Origin of the sequence: Dactylosporangium siamense, from assembly GCF_016862795.1 — a bacterium.
Taxonomy (GTDB): Bacteria; Actinomycetota; Actinomycetes; order Mycobacteriales; family Micromonosporaceae; genus Dactylosporangium; species Dactylosporangium siamense.
In genome coordinates, this window is sequence record NZ_BONQ01000106.1 from 17,872 (window position 1) to 36,591 (window position 18,720).

Annotated in this window: 15 protein-coding genes, 3 tRNA genes and 1 pseudogene; 14 read left to right on the forward strand and 5 right to left on the reverse strand. The window is 69.9% G+C overall.

From position 1 onward, the window contains the following. Positions 1-64: 64 nt before the first annotated feature. The gene (locus tag Dsi01nite_RS32990; RefSeq protein WP_203850239.1) at positions 65-391 is read right to left on the reverse strand and encodes a YciI family protein; all 327 of its coding nucleotides are present in this window, start codon (positions 389-391) and stop codon (positions 65-67) included. Positions 392-667: 276 nt separating this feature from the next. Here Dsi01nite_RS32990 and Dsi01nite_RS32995 point away from each other — a divergent pair. From Dsi01nite_RS32995 to Dsi01nite_RS33005, 3 genes are all read left to right on the forward strand, one after another. After that, positions 668-743, forward strand: a tRNA-Asp gene (locus Dsi01nite_RS32995). Between the two features lie 40 nt (positions 744-783). Beyond that, positions 784-857, forward strand: a tRNA-Ile gene (locus tag Dsi01nite_RS33000). Positions 858-868: 11 nt separating this feature from the next. Further along, positions 869-953, forward strand: a tRNA-OTHER gene (locus Dsi01nite_RS33005). Positions 954-959: 6 nt separating this feature from the next. Here the strand turns inward: Dsi01nite_RS33005 and Dsi01nite_RS33010 are convergent. Further along, positions 960-4,175: a hypothetical protein gene (locus tag Dsi01nite_RS33010; protein ID WP_203850240.1), complete on the reverse strand. Its 3,216-nt coding sequence runs from the start codon at positions 4,173-4,175 to the stop codon at positions 960-962. A 424-nt stretch (positions 4,176-4,599) separates the two neighbouring features. On the opposite strand from Dsi01nite_RS33010, the gene Dsi01nite_RS33015 reads away from it, so the two are divergent. The 9 genes from Dsi01nite_RS33015 to Dsi01nite_RS33055 are packed head-to-tail and all read left to right on the forward strand — an operon-like array spanning position 4,600 to position 13,193. Beyond that, positions 4,600-5,862 (forward strand): glycosyltransferase family 2 protein, encoded by a 1,263-nt coding sequence (locus Dsi01nite_RS33015; RefSeq protein ID WP_203850241.1) that lies wholly within the window; start codon positions 4,600-4,602, stop codon positions 5,860-5,862. Next, positions 5,849-6,484: a class I SAM-dependent methyltransferase gene (locus Dsi01nite_RS33020; RefSeq protein WP_203850242.1), complete on the forward strand. Its 636-nt coding sequence runs from the start codon at positions 5,849-5,851 to the stop codon at positions 6,482-6,484. Before Dsi01nite_RS33015 ends, Dsi01nite_RS33020 begins: the two co-directional genes overlap by 14 nt. Continuing rightward, positions 6,481-7,077 (forward strand): SIS domain-containing protein, encoded by a 597-nt coding sequence (locus Dsi01nite_RS33025; protein WP_203850243.1) that lies wholly within the window; start codon positions 6,481-6,483, stop codon positions 7,075-7,077. The genes Dsi01nite_RS33020 and Dsi01nite_RS33025 overlap by 4 nt, the downstream gene beginning before the upstream one ends. Before the next feature lie 2 nt (positions 7,078-7,079). After that, complete coding sequence (locus Dsi01nite_RS33030; protein WP_239136348.1) at positions 7,080-8,060, forward strand: NAD-dependent epimerase/dehydratase family protein; 981 nt, start codon at positions 7,080-7,082, stop codon at positions 8,058-8,060. Next, positions 8,057-9,346: a transaldolase gene (locus Dsi01nite_RS33035; protein WP_203850245.1), complete on the forward strand. Its 1,290-nt coding sequence runs from the start codon at positions 8,057-8,059 to the stop codon at positions 9,344-9,346. Before Dsi01nite_RS33030 ends, Dsi01nite_RS33035 begins: the two co-directional genes overlap by 4 nt. Before the next feature lie 11 nt (positions 9,347-9,357). Beyond that, positions 9,358-10,161, forward strand: coding sequence for a class I SAM-dependent methyltransferase (locus Dsi01nite_RS33040; RefSeq protein ID WP_203850246.1), 804 nt, complete (start codon positions 9,358-9,360; stop codon positions 10,159-10,161). Further along, positions 10,158-11,138, forward strand: a complete 981-nt coding sequence (locus Dsi01nite_RS33045; protein WP_203850247.1) for a GHMP family kinase ATP-binding protein — start codon at positions 10,158-10,160, stop codon at positions 11,136-11,138. Before Dsi01nite_RS33040 ends, Dsi01nite_RS33045 begins: the two co-directional genes overlap by 4 nt. A gap of 13 nt (positions 11,139-11,151) precedes the next feature. Beyond that, entirely contained in the window at positions 11,152-11,874 is a 723-nt protein-coding gene (locus tag Dsi01nite_RS33050; protein ID WP_203850248.1) for a sugar phosphate nucleotidyltransferase, read from the forward strand. Positions 11,875-11,882: 8 nt separating this feature from the next. Next, the gene (locus tag Dsi01nite_RS33055; RefSeq protein ID WP_203850249.1) at positions 11,883-13,193 is read left to right on the forward strand and encodes a lipopolysaccharide biosynthesis protein; all 1,311 of its coding nucleotides are present in this window, start codon (positions 11,883-11,885) and stop codon (positions 13,191-13,193) included. Positions 13,194-13,292: 99 nt separating this feature from the next. Here Dsi01nite_RS33055 and Dsi01nite_RS33060 read toward each other — a convergent pair whose 3' ends face one another. Together Dsi01nite_RS33060 and Dsi01nite_RS33065 are read right to left on the reverse strand one after the other, a co-directional pair. After that, positions 13,293-14,501, reverse strand: coding sequence for an RNA polymerase sigma factor (locus tag Dsi01nite_RS33060; RefSeq protein WP_239136344.1), 1,209 nt, complete (start codon positions 14,499-14,501; stop codon positions 13,293-13,295). Continuing rightward, positions 14,498-14,890, reverse strand: a complete 393-nt coding sequence (locus Dsi01nite_RS33065) for a YciI family protein (protein WP_203850250.1) — start codon at positions 14,888-14,890, stop codon at positions 14,498-14,500. Before Dsi01nite_RS33065 ends, Dsi01nite_RS33060 begins: the two co-directional genes overlap by 4 nt. 121 nt (positions 14,891-15,011) lie before the next feature. Here Dsi01nite_RS33065 and Dsi01nite_RS33070 point away from each other — a divergent pair, with 121 nt between their 5' ends. Both Dsi01nite_RS33070 and xylB read left to right on the forward strand, forming a co-directional pair. Continuing rightward, the gene (locus Dsi01nite_RS33070) at positions 15,012-15,365 is read left to right on the forward strand and encodes a hypothetical protein (RefSeq protein WP_203850251.1); all 354 of its coding nucleotides are present in this window, start codon (positions 15,012-15,014) and stop codon (positions 15,363-15,365) included. A 70-nt stretch (positions 15,366-15,435) separates the two neighbouring features. Beyond that, positions 15,436-16,822: pseudogene (gene xylB, locus Dsi01nite_RS33075) on the forward strand (xylulokinase). 253 nt (positions 16,823-17,075) lie between these two features. Here xylB and Dsi01nite_RS33080 read toward each other — a convergent pair. Continuing rightward, the gene (locus Dsi01nite_RS33080; RefSeq protein WP_203850252.1) at positions 17,076-18,581 is read right to left on the reverse strand and encodes an alkaline phosphatase PhoX; all 1,506 of its coding nucleotides are present in this window, start codon (positions 18,579-18,581) and stop codon (positions 17,076-17,078) included. Positions 18,582-18,720: the final 139 nt, after the last annotated feature.

Here is an 18,720-nt window from a genome sequence, read left to right on the forward strand (position 1 = left end):
ATAGCAAAAGGGACGTTCTCGATCCAGTACCGGCCGTCTCGAACCGGATCGGCCGTTCGTCCGACTACTCCAGCAGCGGCCAGACCTCGACGACCCCCTGGGCGACCGCACACGGCATCCGCGACGCCAGCTCGACGGCCTCGTCGATGGTCTCCGCCTCGATGATCCCGAACCCGGCGATGGGCAGCCCGGCCGACAGGAACTGCCCGCTCTGGACACTCACCCCGGCGGCGTCGTGGTTGCGCACCTGCACCGGCGGCCCGGCCCTTCCGGCCGTGGCCCCGGCAGCGACCAGCCGGGCATCCTGTTTGTGTGCCTCCTCGCGGACCGCGGGGTCGGTGCGGTCGTACCCCGCCTGATCGCCGTACCCGATCGTCACGAACCGCGCCACGTCAGCCCCACCTTCTCCGGTTTGCCCTCTTTCGATGGTATGCGCGCCCGGCCCGCCGCGCAGGGCGGAAAACCAGTTTCGCCGATGCGGCGCGGCTCGTATCGTCGAAGGCATGAGGAACTGGACCGCCACGGAGACCCGGCACCTGCCGGGCCGCTCCGCCGTGCTGTCCATTGACTCCATCAGCGATCAGCCGCGACGGCGACGAGGGTAGACACCACCCCTCGACGCCGCCCGCCCCGCACAGGGACCGGGCGGTTTTTCGTTCCACCCCCTGGTGGCGTAGCTCAGTCAGGCCCAGAGCGCTGCCCTGTCACGGCAGAGGTCGCCGGTTCGAATCCGGTCGTCATCGCACCACGGGAGGGACGTCTTCACGGCGTCCCACCCGGCACCCCGTCGAGGCCGAAGTGGTAGAGGCACCTCGCTGATAACGAGGAGACAGCGCGTTCAACTCGCGCCGACGGGACGTTCCATCACGGAGGAGCCGGCTGGCTTCGGAACCGCCGCTGGAAACGGCGGGCGCCCCGACCGGGCGCCGTGGGTTCGAATCCCACCTCCTCCGCCTCTGCTAGTCCTTCACGGCCGACAGCGTCACGGTGGTCACCTGGGTCCCGCCGTTCTGCAGGAGATACAACGGCTTGGCGCTGTCGTAGCCCTGCCACTGCAGGCAGCTTCCCACCCTGATCGGCAGCTCCGCCCGCCCGGTGTCCGACAGCGACCGCGCGGAGATGTAGTGGTCGTTGTCTCCGAGGGAGTCGGTCAGGGTCACGGTTGCGTCGCCGATCGCCGTCCCGCCGGTCGACACCGTGGCGAGGTCGTAGCCGGCGAGGTTCGCCCCGGCCGGCACCTGGATCTGGCTGATCGTCATGTCCTGCGTGGCGTCGGTGTCGACCACGCCGCCGATCGCTTCGGCGGTGGGCACCACGCGACCGTCCTGGAGCGTGATGGTGGGCAGGTCGTGGCGGATGGATCCCTTCAACGGGTATGCCTTGCCGTCGTCCCCGAGCATGTACACCTTGTAGCGCTTGCCCTCCGGGTACACGCCGGAGAAGTGGAAACCGCTGATCGACGACGGCGCGCGCAGCGCCGCGGCGACGTCCGGACGGGTGAGCGTGGGCTTCGCCGTGGCGACGACCTTGTCCCCGTCGAGCATCAGCACGGCCTGCGCCGGTTTCCGCGACGTCGGGTCGATGGCCCAGCCGGTGATGTCCACGACCGCCGCCTTCCGGGCCGGACCGAGGGTCAGCTTGGTCGAGTCGCCCATCGGCTGGGACTGCAGGAAATTCGGGGCCGCCCCCCAGCCGCAGGTCCGCCCGCTGAACCACAGGTCCTGGGTGCGCGGCGTCTCCGCCAACGACGGGATGGGCCGGCCCTGAGCCGCCAGATCACGACGGACGAGCAGCAGGTTCCCGTGCGTGCGCAGGACCGGCACCCAGTTGTCCAGGATGTACTGGCTGACCTGGTAGTGCCGGACGGTGTTGTCGATCCCGTCCCAGGCCGGCAGGCCCATGTAGAACGAGTCGAAGATGACGACCGGCGGCTGCGAGCGCTTCAGATCGTCGATGAGCAGCTGCTGGGCGTAGGGCGGGACCGCCATACTGACGTGGAGGAACCTGGTCCCGGCGTCACGGCCGAGCAGGTAGTAGACATAGCCGAGGGCGTTCGTCATGTCGAACACGGGCTGGTCGCGGCCGGCGTACGCGCTGATCGCGGCGTCGAGATCCTGCAGCATGACCGGATCGACCGCGTTGGTGGTCGAGTAGCCGACCCGCGGATACAGCGAGTCCGTCGCCGCCGCCGTCCGGTGCCTGGTGTCGAAGGTGCGTGCCGTCGCCTCGAGCGGGTCGTAGGCGGTGCTGACGACGGTGGCCAGCGCGGCGATCGTCAGCGCGTTCGCCAGGACCGGGGTCCAGCGCCGCGACTGGAGCAGGTCGACCAGCGCGTCGGTCGAGCGCAGGATCTTCCACACCCACAGCACGAGCAGCGGCAACGCCACGGTGACCACCTGCCCGACGTGCGGCATGTCGAAGCGGCCGAGGGCCTTCACACCGTAGAGCGCCACGAAGACCGCGGCGGCGAGCGCCACCCAGTCCCGCGGTTGCCAGTCCGCCCGGCGCCGGATCCGTGCCGTCGCGTCCCAGATCGTGAGGAGCACGGCACCCAGGCTGGCGTACCAGAGCGTGTAGGCGAGCGGCGTTATGCCGAACTCGGGAATGGCGCCTGCCTCGTCGTGACCCGGTCCGAAGACCACGTAGTAGTCGATGAAGCCGCCCAGGGCGCCGAACGCCGCCAGCACGGCCGCCGCCACCACGGCGAGGATCGCGCCGGTGGCGATGCACCAGCGGGTGCGTCGCATGGTCTTCCAGATCCCCTCGCCCTGCCGCTGATGGACGACGTCGGAAGCGACGACGCAGGCCAGGACGGCCAGGACGAGGAAGCTCATCTCCGGCACCAGGACGGCCGCGACGAAGAGGACGGCGATGAGACCGACACACCACAGGCCACTGCGGCGCCGGAGCGTCTCGCCGAGAAGGATCAGCACGAGTGGGACGAGGATGAAGCGCAACTCGAGCGGCAGGAGATATCCGCTGACGGAGCAGACCGCGAAGAGTGCCAGGAACCACGCGCTGCCCTTCGAGACCCACGCCGCGAACAGGTAGACGAAGACCCAGAACAGCGGCGTCAGCAGCGCCGTCGAGCCGGCCCATGACGCCCAGATGCTGTCGCCGAACACCGCGAAGCTGATGGTGCCGCGCAAGCCGTCGGGGAACAGGCCGTGGATGAACAGGAAGTCGCGCCAGGGCACCTCGCCCCGGCTCAGGTAGCTCGCGCCGGCCAGTTCCTGGGCGTCGTCGAAGCCTTCGAAGCCCGTGATCTGCCCCGGCAACCGCGACATCATGAGGAACATCCAGGCCGAGCCGACCACCCCGATGAGCAGCATCCGCTCGACGACCAGGACCGGCGCTCCACGCCGGACCTGCTGCCAGACAACGCCCACCACGATCGCGATGCCCAGCACCGCGAGCCACAGCGGCATCCAGGGCAACACGTGGGTGACGGTGTCGACCCGCACCGTCGTGTGGCGGGACACGAACCACAGCCCGAGCAGCGCGGCGGCGGCGCCGCCGACACCGTTGGCCAGTGCCAGCCCATGCCACGGCGTGGTCGCGCCGCTGTGCGGCCGGCGAGCCATGACCCGCCAGTAGAGCAGGCCGGCCGCCACGACCGCGGCGACGTAGATCAGGGCGATGACGGCAGCCAGCTCCCAGTGCTCGAATCCGGGCCTGGTCCTTATCGCGACGAGAATGACCGCCACCGGAAGCACGAGTCGCAGGACGCGGCTGAGGCCGAACGAGCCGGGGTCATCCGCTGCCGCGGCAGGCTCCACCAGCTCGACGGTTTTCGGTGACATCGGTCCACCGCGCCGTCGCAGGGGACCGAACCTGGCCAGCAGGGCGTAGCAGCCGATGAGGAGGAGCGGGAAGGCGTAGAGCGCCAGCCGGTAGGCCCAGAACGGTGGCTTGTAGTTGAAGGCGGCGGCGGTTGGGAAGCCGACGATGTCCGTCTGCCCGGTCAGGGTGCGGGGCACCTTGGACCACACCGCCCAGCACACCGCGGCCGACACGGCCGTCGCCACGACGAAGCGCGCGGCGACCCGCCAGCGCGGATCTCCGACCTGCGCCGACCCGGCAGGCTCGGGAGCGGCGGCGGACAGCTCCGCAACCGACGTGTTCGATCCGCCGACCTGATCGGGCGGACCAGCCGACTCGCCCGATCCCCGCACGCTTGTCACTTTGGCTCCTGGTCGCCGGCACGGTTCGTGAAGTGCGATGAACGCCCAGATCAACCGGGTCGGAGGGCCGTCCAGCGGGTTGATCGACGACGTAATCGCCGCACTCTAGCCGAAGCCACCCGCGGTCATCCTCCTCCGACCGGCTCGTTGATCACCGACGCGTCCGAGAAAGTCCGGTTCCTACGCATTTGACGCATCCGCACGGCAACGAACACGCAGGGTTCGCCTGACTCTGCCTGATGCTCTACTCTATGGCCGGTCAGAAGCCTTCGACGTGCCCCTGTTGAAGGCCCTGACGAGCAGCGGGGCGCGAGGAGCGGCAAGGGTGTTCCGGCCGGTCACAGCTTGTTTCGTCACTCACCGTGACGCTCTCCTTTCGCCATACCCCTATCCCGCAGCCAGGAAGTGACGAGAGATGTTGCATGCCGTCGAGGCGCCGACCGGGCAGCCCGGAACATCACTGCGGGATGAGCAGGAACTGCAATTACTCCTGCCCCAGGACGATGTGGCCGAGCCAGAGGTCACGATCCTGATCCCAGCGGTCAACGAAGAGCTCACCGTCGGCGACTTCGTCGCGTGGTGCCACGCCGGTCTCCGGGAGGCGGGCGTGGTCGGCGAGATCCTGATCGTGGACAGCTCCACCGACCGTACCGCGGAGATCGCGCTTGCCGGCGGCGCCCGGGTCCTGCGCGCACCGAAGCGCGGGCTCGGCCGGGCCTACATCGACGCCATCCCGTTCGTCCGCGGCCGTTACGTGATCATGGGCGACGCCGACTGCACCTACGACTTCCGCCAGCTGGCGCCGTTCGTCGAAGCGATGCGGGCGGGCAGTGAGTTCGCGATGGGTTCGCGCTGGCGCGGCTCGATCGAGGCCGGGGCCATGCCCCCGCTGCACCAGTACTTCGGGACACCGGTGACCACCTGGATCCTGAACCGCCTTTTCAGCAGCAAGTTCACCGACATCCACTGCGGCATGCGGGGGATCACCCGCGAGGCGCTCATCCGCATGGGCCTCGTGTCGCAGTCGTGGGAATACGCGTCCGAGATGGTGCTGAAGTCGGTCCGCATGGAGCTGCGCACCACCGAGGTCCCGGTGACCTTCCTGAAGGACCGGGAAGGCCGGATGTCGCACCACAAGCGCTCCGGATGGTTCTCGCCGTTTCACGCGGCCTGGATCAACCTGCGCGCCATGTTCGTCCACGGGGCCGAGTTCTTCCTGTTCAAGCCCGGCATCGTGCTGCTCGCGCTCGGACTCGTGCTGACCCTGCCGCTGACCTTCGGTCCGATCCAGATCGGTGACGTGACGCTGAGCATCTTCTGGATGCTCATCGGTGTCACCCTCTCCGTCGTCGGGCTGCAGAGCATCTACTTCGGCTGCCTCGCCCATGTCTTCCTGGACTACGCGGGCCGACGACGAGAACGCTGGCAACGGCTGTTCCAGTACAGCAAGACCGTGATCGGCAGCGGCGTGCTGTTCCTGGTCGGTTTCCTCCTCGACCTCGTGCTGGCGATCTACTACGTCACGCACTCCTTCACGCTGCCCGACGCGCAGTCGGCGATCAACCACGCCGCGATCACCGGGCTGCTGTTCATGATCGTTGGTTTCTCGACGTTCTGCTTCACTCTGCTGCTGCACGCCACGCAGGTCCGCTATGGAGCCCCCGATGACAAGTCCTGACACCCGCCAGACCTCGTTCGGCGAGGCCAGCAAGTTGAGCGTTGTCGACCGCTTCGGTGTCTGGCTGTCCAAGCGCCAGATCCACCGGACGGTCGGAACCCTTGTCGGCAAGGATGTCGCGGATTTCGGCTGCGGCTACGAAGCTTCGACCATGCGCCAGTACCTGGACGTGGTCGGCAGTGCGACGCTGGTCGACCTCAGCCTGGCGCCCGACCTCAAGACCTCGCCGGTCGTCACGGCGATCGAAGGGGCACTCCCGGAGAGTCTGGAGAAGCTCCCGTCGCAGTCGCTCGACATCATCCTGTGCATGTCGGTGATCGAGCACCTGTGGGAGCCGGAGCGTTCGTTGAGCGAGTTCCACCGGCTGCTGCGGCCCGGTGGCGTCTGCGCGATCAACGTGCCGTCGTGGACGGGCAAGATCTTCCTCGAGTACTCCGCCTTCAAGCTCGGCAAGTCGCCGGCGGAGGAGATGGACGATCACAAGACCTACTACGACCCCAAGGACCTCTGGCCGCTGCTCGTCCGGGCCGGCTTCAAACCACGCAACATCCGCTGCTTTCGGCACAAATTCCGGCTGAACACGTTCGCCGTCTGCAGGATCGACAAGGAGACCGGGAAGTGAGCTTCAGCAAGGAATTCATCGCCGAATCGGTGGCGGTCATCGAGGCGATCGACACCGACACGATCGAGGAAGTGGCCCGCGGCATCGCGGCAGTCCGCGAACGCGGCGGGCGGCTCTTCATCCTCGGCGTCGGCGGGTCCGCGGGCCACGCGTCACACGCGGTCAATGACTTCCGGAAGATCTGCGACATCGAGTCCTACGCGCCCACCGACAACGTGTCGGAGCTGACCGCCCGCGCCAACGACGAAGGCTGGGACACCACGTTCTCGGCCTGGCTGAAGGGCTCACGCCTCGCAGCCGAGGACGCGCTGCTGGTCTTCTCGGTCGGTGGCGGCGACGAGGCGAAGGGCGTGTCGGCCAACATCGTCTCCGCCCTGAAGCTGGCGGTCGAGCGCGAGACCCCGATCTTCGGCATCGTCGGTCGTGACGGCGGGACGACCGCCAAGCTCGCCACCGCCTGCGTGGTGATCCCGCCGCTGTTCCCGTCGCACATCACGCCGCACACCGAGGGCCTGGCCGCGGTGATCTGGCACCTCGTCGTCACCCACCCGGCGCTGGCGCGCGTCGCGACCCGCTGGGAGTCCTTGACGTGACCATGACGATGCAACGCTTCACCGTGGTCGGGGGCGCCGGTTTCATCGGGGCGCACTTCGTCGAGCACCTCCTGAGCCTCGACACCACGCTGCAGGTCACGGTCTACGACAACTTCTCCTCGGGGCGCCGCTGGCACCTCGCGAACGTCGAGACCGACCCGCGGCTGCGGATCGTGGTCGGCGAGGTCGGCGACCTGGAGCAGTTGTGCGAGGCCGTCGCGGGTCACGACACGGTGATCCACCTTGCCTCCAACCCCGACATCGCCGCAGCCGTGACCAACCCGGCGATCGACTTCGACCAGGGCACGGTCCTCACCCACCACGTGGCCGAGGCGGCCCGGAGGGGCGGCGTCGAGCTGGTCCTCTACGCCTCCGGCAGCGGGGTGTACGGCGACCTCGGCGAGATCGCGGCGCAGGAGGACCACGGTCCCCTCGTGCCGGCCTCGACGTACGGTGCGAGCAAGCTGGCCGGTGAAGCGCTGCTGGCCTCGTATGCGGCCATGTTCGGCGTCGCCGCCCGGTGTTTCCGGTTCGGCAACGTGGTCGGCCCGCGGCAGACGCACGGCGTCGGCTACGACTTCGTGCGCCGGCTGATCGCCGACCCGAGCACCCTGCGCATTCTCGGTGACGGCCGGCAGAGCAAGTCGTACGTCTACGTGGAAGACGTCATCGCCGCCGTCCTCGCCGCCGGCAGGCAGGTGCAGGAGCCCTTCGCGGTCTTCAACGTCGCCACCGAGGACTACATCACGGTGACCGAGATCGCCGAGCTGGCGATGGAGGTCCTGGACCTTCCCGCCGGGTCGACGACCTTCGACTACACCGGCGGAGATCGTGGCTGGAAGGGCGACGTCCCGGTGGTCCGGCTGAACTCCGAGCGGATCCGCGCGCTGGGATGGAAGAACGAGCGGTCGTGCCGGGACGCTCTTCGTGACTCGATGGCAGCGATGCTGGTCGACGCACGACAGGGCAGGTTCGACGCTTGACGACCCCCACCACGCCGGCCGCGTCATTGCGGCCGGCGGTCTTCCTGGACCGGGACGGCGTGCTGAACGACGTCCAGATCCGCGACGGCGTCCCCGTTCCCCCGCCGAACGTCGGGGAGATGCGGTTGCTGCCGGGCGTCGTCGAGGCCTGCACCCGCCTGCACGAGCTGGGCTACGTGCTGGTCGTGGTGACGAACCAGCCGGACATCGCCCGTGGCACGCAGTCGCGGGCCGAGGTCGACCGGATGCACGCGTTCCTGCAGGAGCGGCTGCCTCTGGACAAGATCGTTGTCTGTCCGCATGATGACGCGGACGGCTGCACGTGCCGTAAGCCACGGCCGGGAATGATCGTGGAAACGGCGCAGCGACTCGGGCTCGACCTGAGTCGCAGCTTCTGCGTCGGTGACCGCTGGCGGGACATCGAAGCGGCACAGCGTGCGGGCGTCACAGCCATTTACGTCGAACGAAACTATGGAGAGCGCAAGGCGGTTGGTGCCGACGCGGTCGTGCCGAGCCTGCTGGACGCAATCCCATTCATTGAGTCACACGGCTCTCAAAGAGGAGGACCAGTGTCCGACGCCGCACCGAGGCACGTGAAGATCTTCGCGGACGGCGCCGACTTGGAGAGCATCGTCTCCATGTCCGAGCGGCCAGGTATCGCCGGCTTCACCACCAACCCGACACTCATGCGGAAGTCGGGGGTGACTGACTACGAAGCCTTCGCGCGCAAGGTCCTGGAGACCGTCACCGATCGACCGATCTCGTTCGAGGTGTTCGCGGACGACTTTCCCGGCATGATCCGGCAGGCTCAGCTCATCGCCTCCTGGGGGCCGAACGTCTTCGTCAAGGTGCCGGTCACCGACACCAAGGGCAACAACACCACCTCGGTCGTGGAGCAGCTCACCGCCGAGGGCGTGCAACTCAACGTCACCGCGCTGTTGACGCTGCCCCAGGTGGAGCGGGTGACGCAGGCGCTTGCCGGCACGCGTGGCGCGGTCGTCTCGGTCTTCGCCGGCCGCATCGCTGACACCGGCCGCGATCCGTTGCCCATCATGGCGGAAGCCCTGAAGATGACCTCCGCGCAGGCCAATGTGAGCCTGCTCTGGGCCAGCCCGCGCGAGATTCTCAACGTCCAGCAGGCCGACGACCTCGGCGTCGATATCATCACGGTGACCCACGACATGTTGGCGAAGCTCGGCCTGTTCGGCCGGGACCTCGACGACTACTCGCTCGACACCGTGCGCATGTTCCACAATGACGCGCAAGCGGCGGGATACGTGCTGTGACGGAGAAGCAGATGGCAAGCGAGGCGACGAGCCCGGACCCGAACGACTGGGACCACCACTGGGACGCCTACGGCGAGGCCGCCGAGGGCAACCCGGCGAACATCTACCGCCGGAACCTCATCCTGAAGCTGATGGGCCGGCCGCCGGCCGGCTCGACGGTGCTCGACATCGGCAGCGGCCAGGGCGAGTTCGCGCTCCACTTCCAGCGCACCTACCCGGACCTGAACGTCTGGGGCGCCGAGTACAGCGCGTCGGGCGTGGCACGCAGCCAGGCGCTGGCGGCGGCCGAGGGCAACAAGGCGCAGTTCCGTCAGGTCGACCTGCTCCAGCCCGCCGCCCTGATCGACGGGCAGCCGCCGGCCTCGTTCGCCCTGTGCTCCGAGGTGCTCGAGCACGTCGACGACCCCACCACGTTGATGCGCAACGCCCGCGCGCTCCTCGCGCCCGGCTGCCACGTCGTGATCACCGTGCCCGGTGGGCCCCGGTCCGCGTTCGACCACCACATCGGGCACTACCAGCACTTCGACGCCAAGAAGCTGCGGACGGTCCTGACCGACGCCGGCTACACCGTCAACCGGGTGCTGCGCGCCGGTGTCCCGTTCTTCAACATGTACAAGCTGGCGGTCATCGCCCGCGGCCGCCGCCTGATCGACGACGTCGAGCGGCGTTCCCCCTCCAGCCCGACCATTCCGGGTGAGTCGGCGATGAAGTCGTTCTTCGGCTTCGGCTTCCGCCACAGCTTCGACAACGCCCCCTTCGGTTGGCAGATGGCGGCCGTCGCAACCGTGCCGCACGAGTCCCCTGGAACCTCATGATCATCACTCGCACCCCGCTCCGTATCACGCTGGGAGGCGGCGGCACCGACCTTCCCTCCTACTACGAGCAGTACGGCGGGCTGGTCATCTCGGCCGCGATCTCGAAGTACATCTTCATCTCGGTCAACCGCACGTTCACCGACGACTACTTCCTGAAGTACTCGGCGCTGGAGCGGGTCGACCGGGTCGAGGACATCGAGCACCCGATCGTGCGGGAGGCGCTGCTGGCCCACGCGGTCGACCCGGCGCTGGAGATCGTCAGCACGGCGGACATCCCCTCGGGCACCGGCCTGGGCTCGTCGGGCTCGTTCACCGTCGGCCTGTTGCGGGCGATCTACGCGATGCGCCGTGACCACGTCAGTGCCGGGGAGATCGCCGACGAGGCGTGCCGGATCGAGATCGACCGGCTGGGCCGGCCGGTCGGCAAGCAGGATCAGTACGTGGCGGCGTTCGGCGGCCTGAAGACGTATTCGTTCCAGCCTGACGGAACGGTTGAGGTCGCCCCGCTCGCGATCAGCACGGAGGTCTTCCACGACCTCGAAGACCACATGCTGATGTTCTTCACCGGCTACTCACGTGCCGCTGACCGGGTGCTCGAGGAGCAGCGCAGCAAGTCGTCGGCGGGTGACTCCGCCATGATCGACAACCTGCACTTCGTCAAGGAGCTCGGCCTGCGCAGCAAGGTCGCGCTCGAGCAGGGCGACGTCGAGGGCTTCGCCGCGCTCATGCACGAGCACTGGGAGCACAAGAAGAAGCGCTCCAGCGTGATGTCGAACCCGAACATCGACCGCTGGTACGAGATCGGACGCGCCAACGGTGCGCTGGGCGGCAAGCTCGTCGGCGCCGGAGCGGGCGGGTTCCTGCTGTTCTACACGCGCGATCCCCGCCGGCTGCGGACGGCGATGGCCGCCGAGGGACTGGCCGAGATCCGGTTCACGTTCGACAGTGACGGCAGCGTCGTAGTCGTCCGGGATTGAGGGTGTCGTTTCGATGCAATGCGTGATCCTCGCCGGCGGTGTCGGCAGCCGGATGTGGCCGGAGACGCGGACGGTGCCCAAGACGCTGCTCCCGGTCCAGGGCAGGCCGTTCGCGCAGTGGCAGCTCGACTGGCTGGCCGGCGCGGGCATCGAGTCGGTGGTCTACTGCCTCGGATTCCTCGGCGACGATGTCCGCGCCTTCGTCGGAGACGGATCACGGTGGGGGCTGTCGGTCACCTACGTCGACGAGGGTGACCAACTGCGTGGCACGGCCGGCGCCTTGCGTCTCGCCCATGACGAGGGCGCGTTGCAGGACGACTTTCTCGTCCTCTACGGCGACTCCTGGCTCCAGGTCGACCCGGCGGCCGTGCTGCGAGCCGCGCGGAGCCGGCCCGAACCCGCCCTGATGACCGTCTACTCGAACGACAGCCAGTGGGACACCAGCAACGTCATCTTCGCCGACGGTCGGGTCGCGCGATATGCGAAGGGCCTCGTCGAACGGCCGGCCGACATGCGCTGGATCGACTACGGTCTGATGGTGTTCCGCCGTGACGTGATCGCCGAGCGGGTGGCGCCGGTGGTGGTGCAGGACCTGGCGCCGCTGTGCACCGCGCTCGCCGACGAGGGGTCGCTGGCCGGCTTCGAGGTGTCCGACCGGTTCTACGAGATCGGTTCGGTCGACGGCCGCCGGGATCTCGAACAGTTCCTGCGCGGCCGGACCGCTCAAGCGACGTGACGAACCCCGTGACCTTGTCCCAGCCGCCCACCGGCGCCCCCACGGCGACGGTGCCGCGACCGGCGCGCACGTTCGGGCCGACCATGTTCGTCCTGGTCGGTCTGGGCGTGCAGGCGGTGACCACGTATGCCACGTTGATCCTGTCCGGCCGCATCCTCGGCGCCGCCGAGTTCGGTGGACTCGCGGCGCTCTACGTCCTGGTGAGCAGCGTCGCGACCGGTCTGTTCCAGCCGCTGGAGCAGGAGGTGGCGCGCCGCCGCGGCCACGAGTGGGGGACCGGTCGCTCGGACCGCACCCTGCTCCGCCGGGCGCTGGTGTTCGGGCTGTGCCTCTGCGCAGCCGTCGTCGCGGTCGCGTTGGTCCTGAACGGCCCGGCGATCCGGCTGCTCGGACAGCATCCACAACTGCTCGCCGCGTTCTGCGTCGCCCTGCCGGGCTATGCGCTGTGCTTCGTCACCCGTGGCTCGTTCTCGGGCAGCCGCCGCCTGCGCCACTACGGACTGCAGCTGTCGGTGGAGGGCGTGTTCCGCCTGATCGGGCTCGGCGTGCTGTTCGTGGTCGGGGTGCAGACGCCCGCCGCGTACGGCTGGCTGTTCGGCCTGGCGCCGTGGGTCGCGCTGGCGCTGTCGGCCGGCGGCGTCCGTGGCGACCGGGCGGCGCCTGACGCGGCCGTGGACACCGAGCCTCGACCGTTGGTCGCCCCGCTCGTGCTGCTGCTGGTCAGCGCGCTCGCGGCCCAGTTGCTCATCGGAGCGGGGCCGGTCGTCGCCAAGCTGTTCGCGGCCTCCGACGACCAGGCCCGCACGGGCGCGTTCCTCGCCGCGCTGGTGGTGGTGCGCCTGCCGGTCTTCCTGTTCACCGCCGTGCAGCCGAGCATGCTGCCGGCGATGGCGGCACACACCCAGGCGGGCCGGAAGGTCGCCTTCCGGTCCCTGCTGATGAAGGTCCTCGCCGCGATGGGGGCCCTCGCGATCCTCACCACGGTGATCACCGCGGCGCTGGGCCCGTGGAGCCTCAAGCTGCTCTTCGGTCCGGACTACGTGCTGTCGACGCAGGTCTTCCTGCTCATGGGGGTCTCGGTCGGGCTGTTCATGACCTCCGGCGTGCTCGGCCAGGCGGTGCTCGCGCTCGGCAAGCACGGCGCGGTCACGCTCGGATGGCTGGCCGGAATCGTCGGTCTCGCGGTGGGAACCGCCATCGCGCACGACGCGCTGTACAAGGCCACCATGGGGCTGCTGATCGGCGCCGCCGCATCCACGGCCACGTTCACCGTCCTGCTCGCGACGGCGTTCCACCGGTGGCGGCCGACGGCCGGCTGAACTGCCGAAACGATGAACGCCCCCGGCCCAGGCAGGGGGCGTTCTCCGTGTCTCGGGGGCGGTCAGGCTGGAGCGTTCGCACTGCCGAACGGCCGGGATCTACCGGGCCAGCTTCCGGTTGAGGTACCGCTGCTCGGGCAGGCTGCTGGTGAGCCGGGCGGCGATCCGGTACTGCTCGGCGGCGGCGTCCGGCTCGCCGTTGAGATCGAGCAGGTGGGCGCGCACGGCGTACAGCCGGTGGTGCCGTTGCATGGCCGGGTCGTCCAGGAGCGGGTCCAGCATGGCGAGGCCGGCCGCGGGCTCGTGTGCCATGGCGACGGCGACCGCGTGGTTCAGCGTGACGGCCGGGCCCGGCGCGACCCGGCTCAGCATGTCGTAGACGACGCTGATCTGCAGCCAGTCGGTCTGCTCGTAGGTCGCGGCCTCGGCGTGGACCGCGGCGATGGCGGCCTGCAGCTGGAACCTGCCGACGTGGCCGCGGGGGAGGGTCCGCTCCAGCAGTTCGACGCCCTCGGTGATCAGGTCGCGGCGCCACAGCGCGCGGTCCTGTGCGGCGAGCGGCACGAGGTCGCCGGTGGGGTCGACCCGGGCGGGGGAGCGGGCGTGGGTGAGCAGCATGAGGGCGAGGGCGCCGGCGACCTCGGCGTGGTCGGGCAGGGCGGCGTGCAGCTGCCGGACGAGCCGGATCGCCTCCTCGGCGAGCTGGACGTCGAGCAGCGCCTCACCGGACGTCCGGGCGTACCCCTCGGTGAACACGAGGTGGCACACGTCGATGACCGCGGCGACCCGGTCGGGCAGCTCCTGCTCGGACGGCATGACGAACTGGGCGCCGGCCTGGCGCAGCGCCGTGCGGGCCCGGGTGAGGCGCTGCGTCATCGTGCGGGCCGGGACGAGGTACGCGGCCGCGATCTGCTCCACCCCGAGGCCGGCCACGGACCGCAGGCAGAGCGCGACCTGCGACGGGCGGGTCAGCGCGGGGTGGCAGCACAGGAAGAACAGCCGCAGCGTGTCGTCGTGATCTGGGACGGTGCGGTCGTCGACTGCCTCCGGCCGTTGCGCCGCGTCGAGGGTCTCGCGGCGGGCCCGGGCCGTGTCCGCGCGGGCGCGGTCGATCAACCGCCGGGACGCGACCGTGATCAGCCAGCCTCTCGGCGAGTCGGGTATGCCGTCGACCGGCCACTGGGCGGCGGCCGCCTCGGCCGCCTCCTGCAGCGCCTCCTCGCAGTCTCCGAGGTCGGAGTATTTGCGCAGCAGCGCACCGAGGACGTGCGGCGCCTCGCGGCGCCACACGTCGTCGAGGGCCTTCACTGGTCGTCGCCTCCGGGCCACATCATCGGCCGCAGCTCCACCGTCTCGTCCGGGCCGGAGAACCGGGCGGCGACCTCTTCGGCGCGGGCCTTGCTGTCGACGTCGATGAGGAAGAACCCGGCCAGGTGTTCCTTCGCCTCCGAGTACGGCCCGTCGCTGGCGAGGGGTTCGCCGTCGCGCCACCGGTACAGGCGGGCGCCGGCGGGGTCGCCGAGTGCCTCGCCGCCGAGCAGCTCACCGTTGGCCTGCAGCTCGGTCATCACCTGCTCGAACTCCGCGTTCAGCCGCTTGCGGACGTCGTCGGGCAGGGCCTGGTGGGCGGCGAGGTAGTCGCTCGTCGGGTGGCCCCAGGGCTGCGGGTTGGAGTGGATCAGGATCACGTACTTCATCGGACTCTCCCAGCTTGCGTGACGGCGCTTCCGTCGCTCACCTGGAACGTCGGAGCGCCCCAACCGATGTCTACACGGGTAACCGCCGGATTTTTGTCCCGGATTCGGAAAGACTCGGCCGGTGCGCCTTTGGAGGCGGTTCGTCACGGTATACGCCGGCGCGGTCGGCGCGCTCGCCTGGCTCGGGGCAGCGCTCAGCGACACGTACGTCGAGGATCCCGGCCATGATCAAGGCCGGTCGATCCTGTGGCTGGCGACAATCCTGATGTTTCCGGCCGGACTGCTGATCAACGTCTGGATCGTGCCGGTCGTGATTGCGGCGAATGTCTCGCAGGAGATCTTCGGGTCGTGGGCCGCCGCGATGACCCTCGGGCTCGGGTTCGGCGTGGTCGCCGCCGTGAACGCCGTGCTCCTGGGGCTGCCGGTCGAGCTGTTCCGGCGTGCCTGGCGAACGGTCCGCCGCGGCCGGCAGTAGTGCGACCAGGTTTGGAAGGGTATTGAACTAACCGGTTGACGGCCGTAGAGTCGGCGACGGAGGCATCGTGATGACGCTGGTTGCCGGAGTTGACTCGTCGACCCAGTCCACCAAGGTCGTGGTGTGCGACGCGGACACCGGTGCGGTGCTCCGCGAGGGCCGCGCCCCGCACCCCGACGGCACCGAGGTCGACCCGGAGCTGTGGTGGGCCGCGTTCGAGCAGGCCAGCGACGGGTTGCTGGACGGGGTCGCGGCGATCGGCGTCGGCGGGCAGCAGCAGGGCATGATCTGCCTCGACGAGGCCGGCGAGGTGGTGCGGCCCGCCCTGCTGTGGAACGACACCCGCTCGGCGCGCGCCGCGGCCGACCTCACCGGCGAGCTCGGCGGGCCGAGGGCGTGGGCCGACGCGGTCGGGCTGGTGCCGGTGGCCAGCTTCACGGTCACCAAGCTGCGCTGGTTCGCCCGGGCCGAGCCGGACCTGGCGGCCCGGACCGCCGCGGTGCTGCTGCCGCACGACTGGCTCACCCACCGGCTGCGCGCGGGCGGGGGAGCACCGACGACCGACCGCGGCGAGGCGTCCGGCACCGGGTACTGGTCGCCGGCGGCCGGGGAGTACCGCCGGGATCTGGTGCGGCTCGCCTTCGGCCGGGATCTGGCACTGCCCCGGGTGGCCGGGCCCGCCGAGGTGGTCGGCGAGACCGCGTCCGGTGCGCTGCTGTCGGCCGGGACCGGGGACACCATGGGCGCGGCGCTCGGCGTCGGGCTGCGCCCCGGCGACGTGGCGGTGTCGCTGGGCACCTCGGGGTGTGCGTTCGGGCTGAGTGCGGCGCCGACCGGCGGACGCGAGCGGCCTGGTCGCCGGATACGCCGACGCGACCGGCCGGTTCCTGCCGCTGGTGTGCACCCTCAACGCGGCCCGGGTGCTGGGCACGGTCGCCGATCTGCTGGGCCGCTCGCCGGCCGAGTTCGACGAGCTGGCGCTCTCGGCGCCACCGGGTGCGGGCGGGCTGACGCTGCTGCCGTACCTGGACGGGGAACGCACCCCGAACCTGCCCGACGCCCGTGGTCTGCTCGCCGGGCTGTCCCGGGCGAACGCGTCGGCGGCGAACCTGGCGCGGGCCGCGGTGGAGGGCATGCTGGGCGGGCTCGCCGACGCCCTCGACGCGCTGCGGGCCCAGGGCGTGCCGGTGGAGCGGGTGCTGCTGATCGGTGGCGCGGCCAGGTCCCGCGCGGTGCGGGCGATCGCGCCGGCGCTGTTCGGCGCGCCGGTGAGCGTGCCGAGGCCCGTCGAGTACGTCGCCCTCGGCGCGGCGCGGCAGGCGGCCTGGGCGCTGTCCGGTGGCGCCGAACCACCGCAGTGGCCGGTCGCGGCCGAGGAGGTCACCGCCGTGAGCACCCCGCAGGTGCACGAACGCTACGCCGACGTCCGCCAACGGGCGCTGGAGCTGATGAACTAACGGCGAAGACGGTGCCGCCGAGCACCACGACGACGAGCAGTCGCCCCACGGGGTCGAAGCGGCGGGCGCGGGGCGCGCGGGACTCCGGCACGAACAGCGTGCTGAGGATCAGGGCGCCGAGGACGGTCGGCACGTTGACCTGGAGCTCATCGACCACAAGATCGGCGTGTACCGGGGGCGGCTCGCCGCCGGTGACGCCGACCGGCTGTGGGCGCCCCCGACCGCTCCGTGAGAGCGGCCGGGGGCGGTGGAATCAGCCGAGGTAGCGGCCCCACGGGCCGGTGATGGCCAGGGTGATGCCGGGGACCTGGATGTTGACGAACAGGACCTTGCCGTCCGGGGAGAACGTCGGGCCGGTGAACTCGGAGTAGGTCGGCGAGCCGTTGGAGGTGCCGTTGCTGAGCATGTTGCGGGCGATGGCGTAGGTCGGGCCTCCAGGCACCGAGCTGAGCACGTGCGAGGCGCGCACGCCGTCCTCGGCGAGGACGAGGGTGCCCCACGGGGTGACGGTGACGTTGTCCGGGCCGTCGAAGGTCAGGTCGGCGTACTTCGGCGCCGGGCCCTCGCCCTCGGCGGCGGCGTTGTGCGGGAAGTACGAGACCAGCGTGATCGTCTGGTCGGAGTAGTCGTAGAACCAGACCATGCCGTCGTGCTTGGTCGCGTCGGCGGGCAGGTCGTTGGCGCCGAAGGCGAAGCTGTTGACGATGTAGCAGCCCTTGCGGGTGCTCCACACGCCCTCGAACTTCTTGCCACGGGTGACGGTGCCGTCGGCGAACTGGGTGCGGACCGGCTTGGTGGTCGCCTCCCGGTCCGGGACCTCGATCCAGGTCACCTTGAACGGCCGGCCGATCTGCGCCGAGGTGAGGTAGGCGACGTCCGGCAGGATGCTGCCGTCGTCGAGGCGGATCTGCATCGCCTCGAGCTTGCCGGCGGAGTCGCTGAGCGTGTTGGCGATGCCGAGGCCGAGCCGCTTGCCGTCGGTGGAGCTCCACCGGTAGAACAGGCCGTTGGGGCTGCTGGCGTCCTCGGACAGGTACACGTGCCGCAGGTCCGGGTCGATCGCGAGCGCCTCGTGGTCGTAGCGGCCGAACGCCTTGATGGGCTTGGGGATCTGCTTGCCGGACTCGGCCTGCAGGACCTCGAAGACGTAGCCGTGGTTCTTCTCGTAGGTGCCGGTCTGGCCGCCCGCGGTCCAGGTGGCGCCCGCGTTGATGGTGGTCTCCTCGCAGGTGAGCCAGGTGCCCCACGGGGTCACGCCGCCGGCGCAGTTGCGCACGGTGCCGGAGATGCCGACCCACTCGCCGGTGCGCCGGCCCTGCCCGTCGGTGGTGATGACGGTGCAGCCACCGGCGTTGATCGCGCCCGGGTCGTAGACGGTGCCGGCGATGTGCGGCACGCCGAACGCCGACAGGTTCGGGGACAGCTCGTGGTTCTGGATGATCGTCAGCTTGTTGTGGCCGGCCGCGACCACGCCCGCGCCGTCGTGGTAGCCGGGGGTCTTGCCCTGGCCGCCGGACAGCTCGGTGCTGCCCTCACGGGTGACGATGTTGTACGTGAAGCCCTCGGGCAGCGCGAGGATGCCGTTCGGGTCGTCCTTCAGCGGCGGGAACGGGCGCCCACCCGACGACGCGCCGCCGCCGGGCCGGTGCTCCTCGTGCGCGGCGGCGGGCTCGGCGAGGGTCGGCAGGACCCCGGCGACGGTCAGGCCGACACCCGCCGCGGCCCCACCACTGAGAATCTGACGGCGAGAAACTGTCACGATGGCACTCTCCAAATTCGCTGCATGCATTCCTCGAGCAGCCTCGGAGGCGCCGGTGAAGCGGACCGAAACACATGGCGAACGTCAGGTGTCGCCGGAACCACCTTCGACGCCGATCATGGTAAGGGGAGGCTCACCT

Coding starts and splice junctions, on each gene's coding strand:
- Dsi01nite_RS33015 (WP_203850241.1), top strand. CDS start 4,600: ATGTTGCATGCCGTCGAGGCGCCGACCGGGCAGCCCGGAACATCACTG.
- Dsi01nite_RS33020 (WP_203850242.1), top strand. CDS start 5,849: ATGACAAGTCCTGACACCCGCCAGACCTCGTTCGGCGAGGCCAGCAAG.
- Dsi01nite_RS33030 (WP_239136348.1), top strand. CDS start 7,080: ATGACGATGCAACGCTTCACCGTGGTCGGGGGCGCCGGTTTCATCGGG.
- Dsi01nite_RS33040 (WP_203850246.1), top strand. CDS start 9,358: ATGGCAAGCGAGGCGACGAGCCCGGACCCGAACGACTGGGACCACCAC.
- Dsi01nite_RS33045 (WP_203850247.1), top strand. CDS start 10,158: ATGATCATCACTCGCACCCCGCTCCGTATCACGCTGGGAGGCGGCGGC.
- Dsi01nite_RS33050 (WP_203850248.1), top strand. CDS start 11,152: ATGCAATGCGTGATCCTCGCCGGCGGTGTCGGCAGCCGGATGTGGCCG.
- Dsi01nite_RS33065 (WP_203850250.1), bottom strand. CDS start 14,890: ATGAAGTACGTGATCCTGATCCACTCCAACCCGCAGCCCTGGGGCCAC.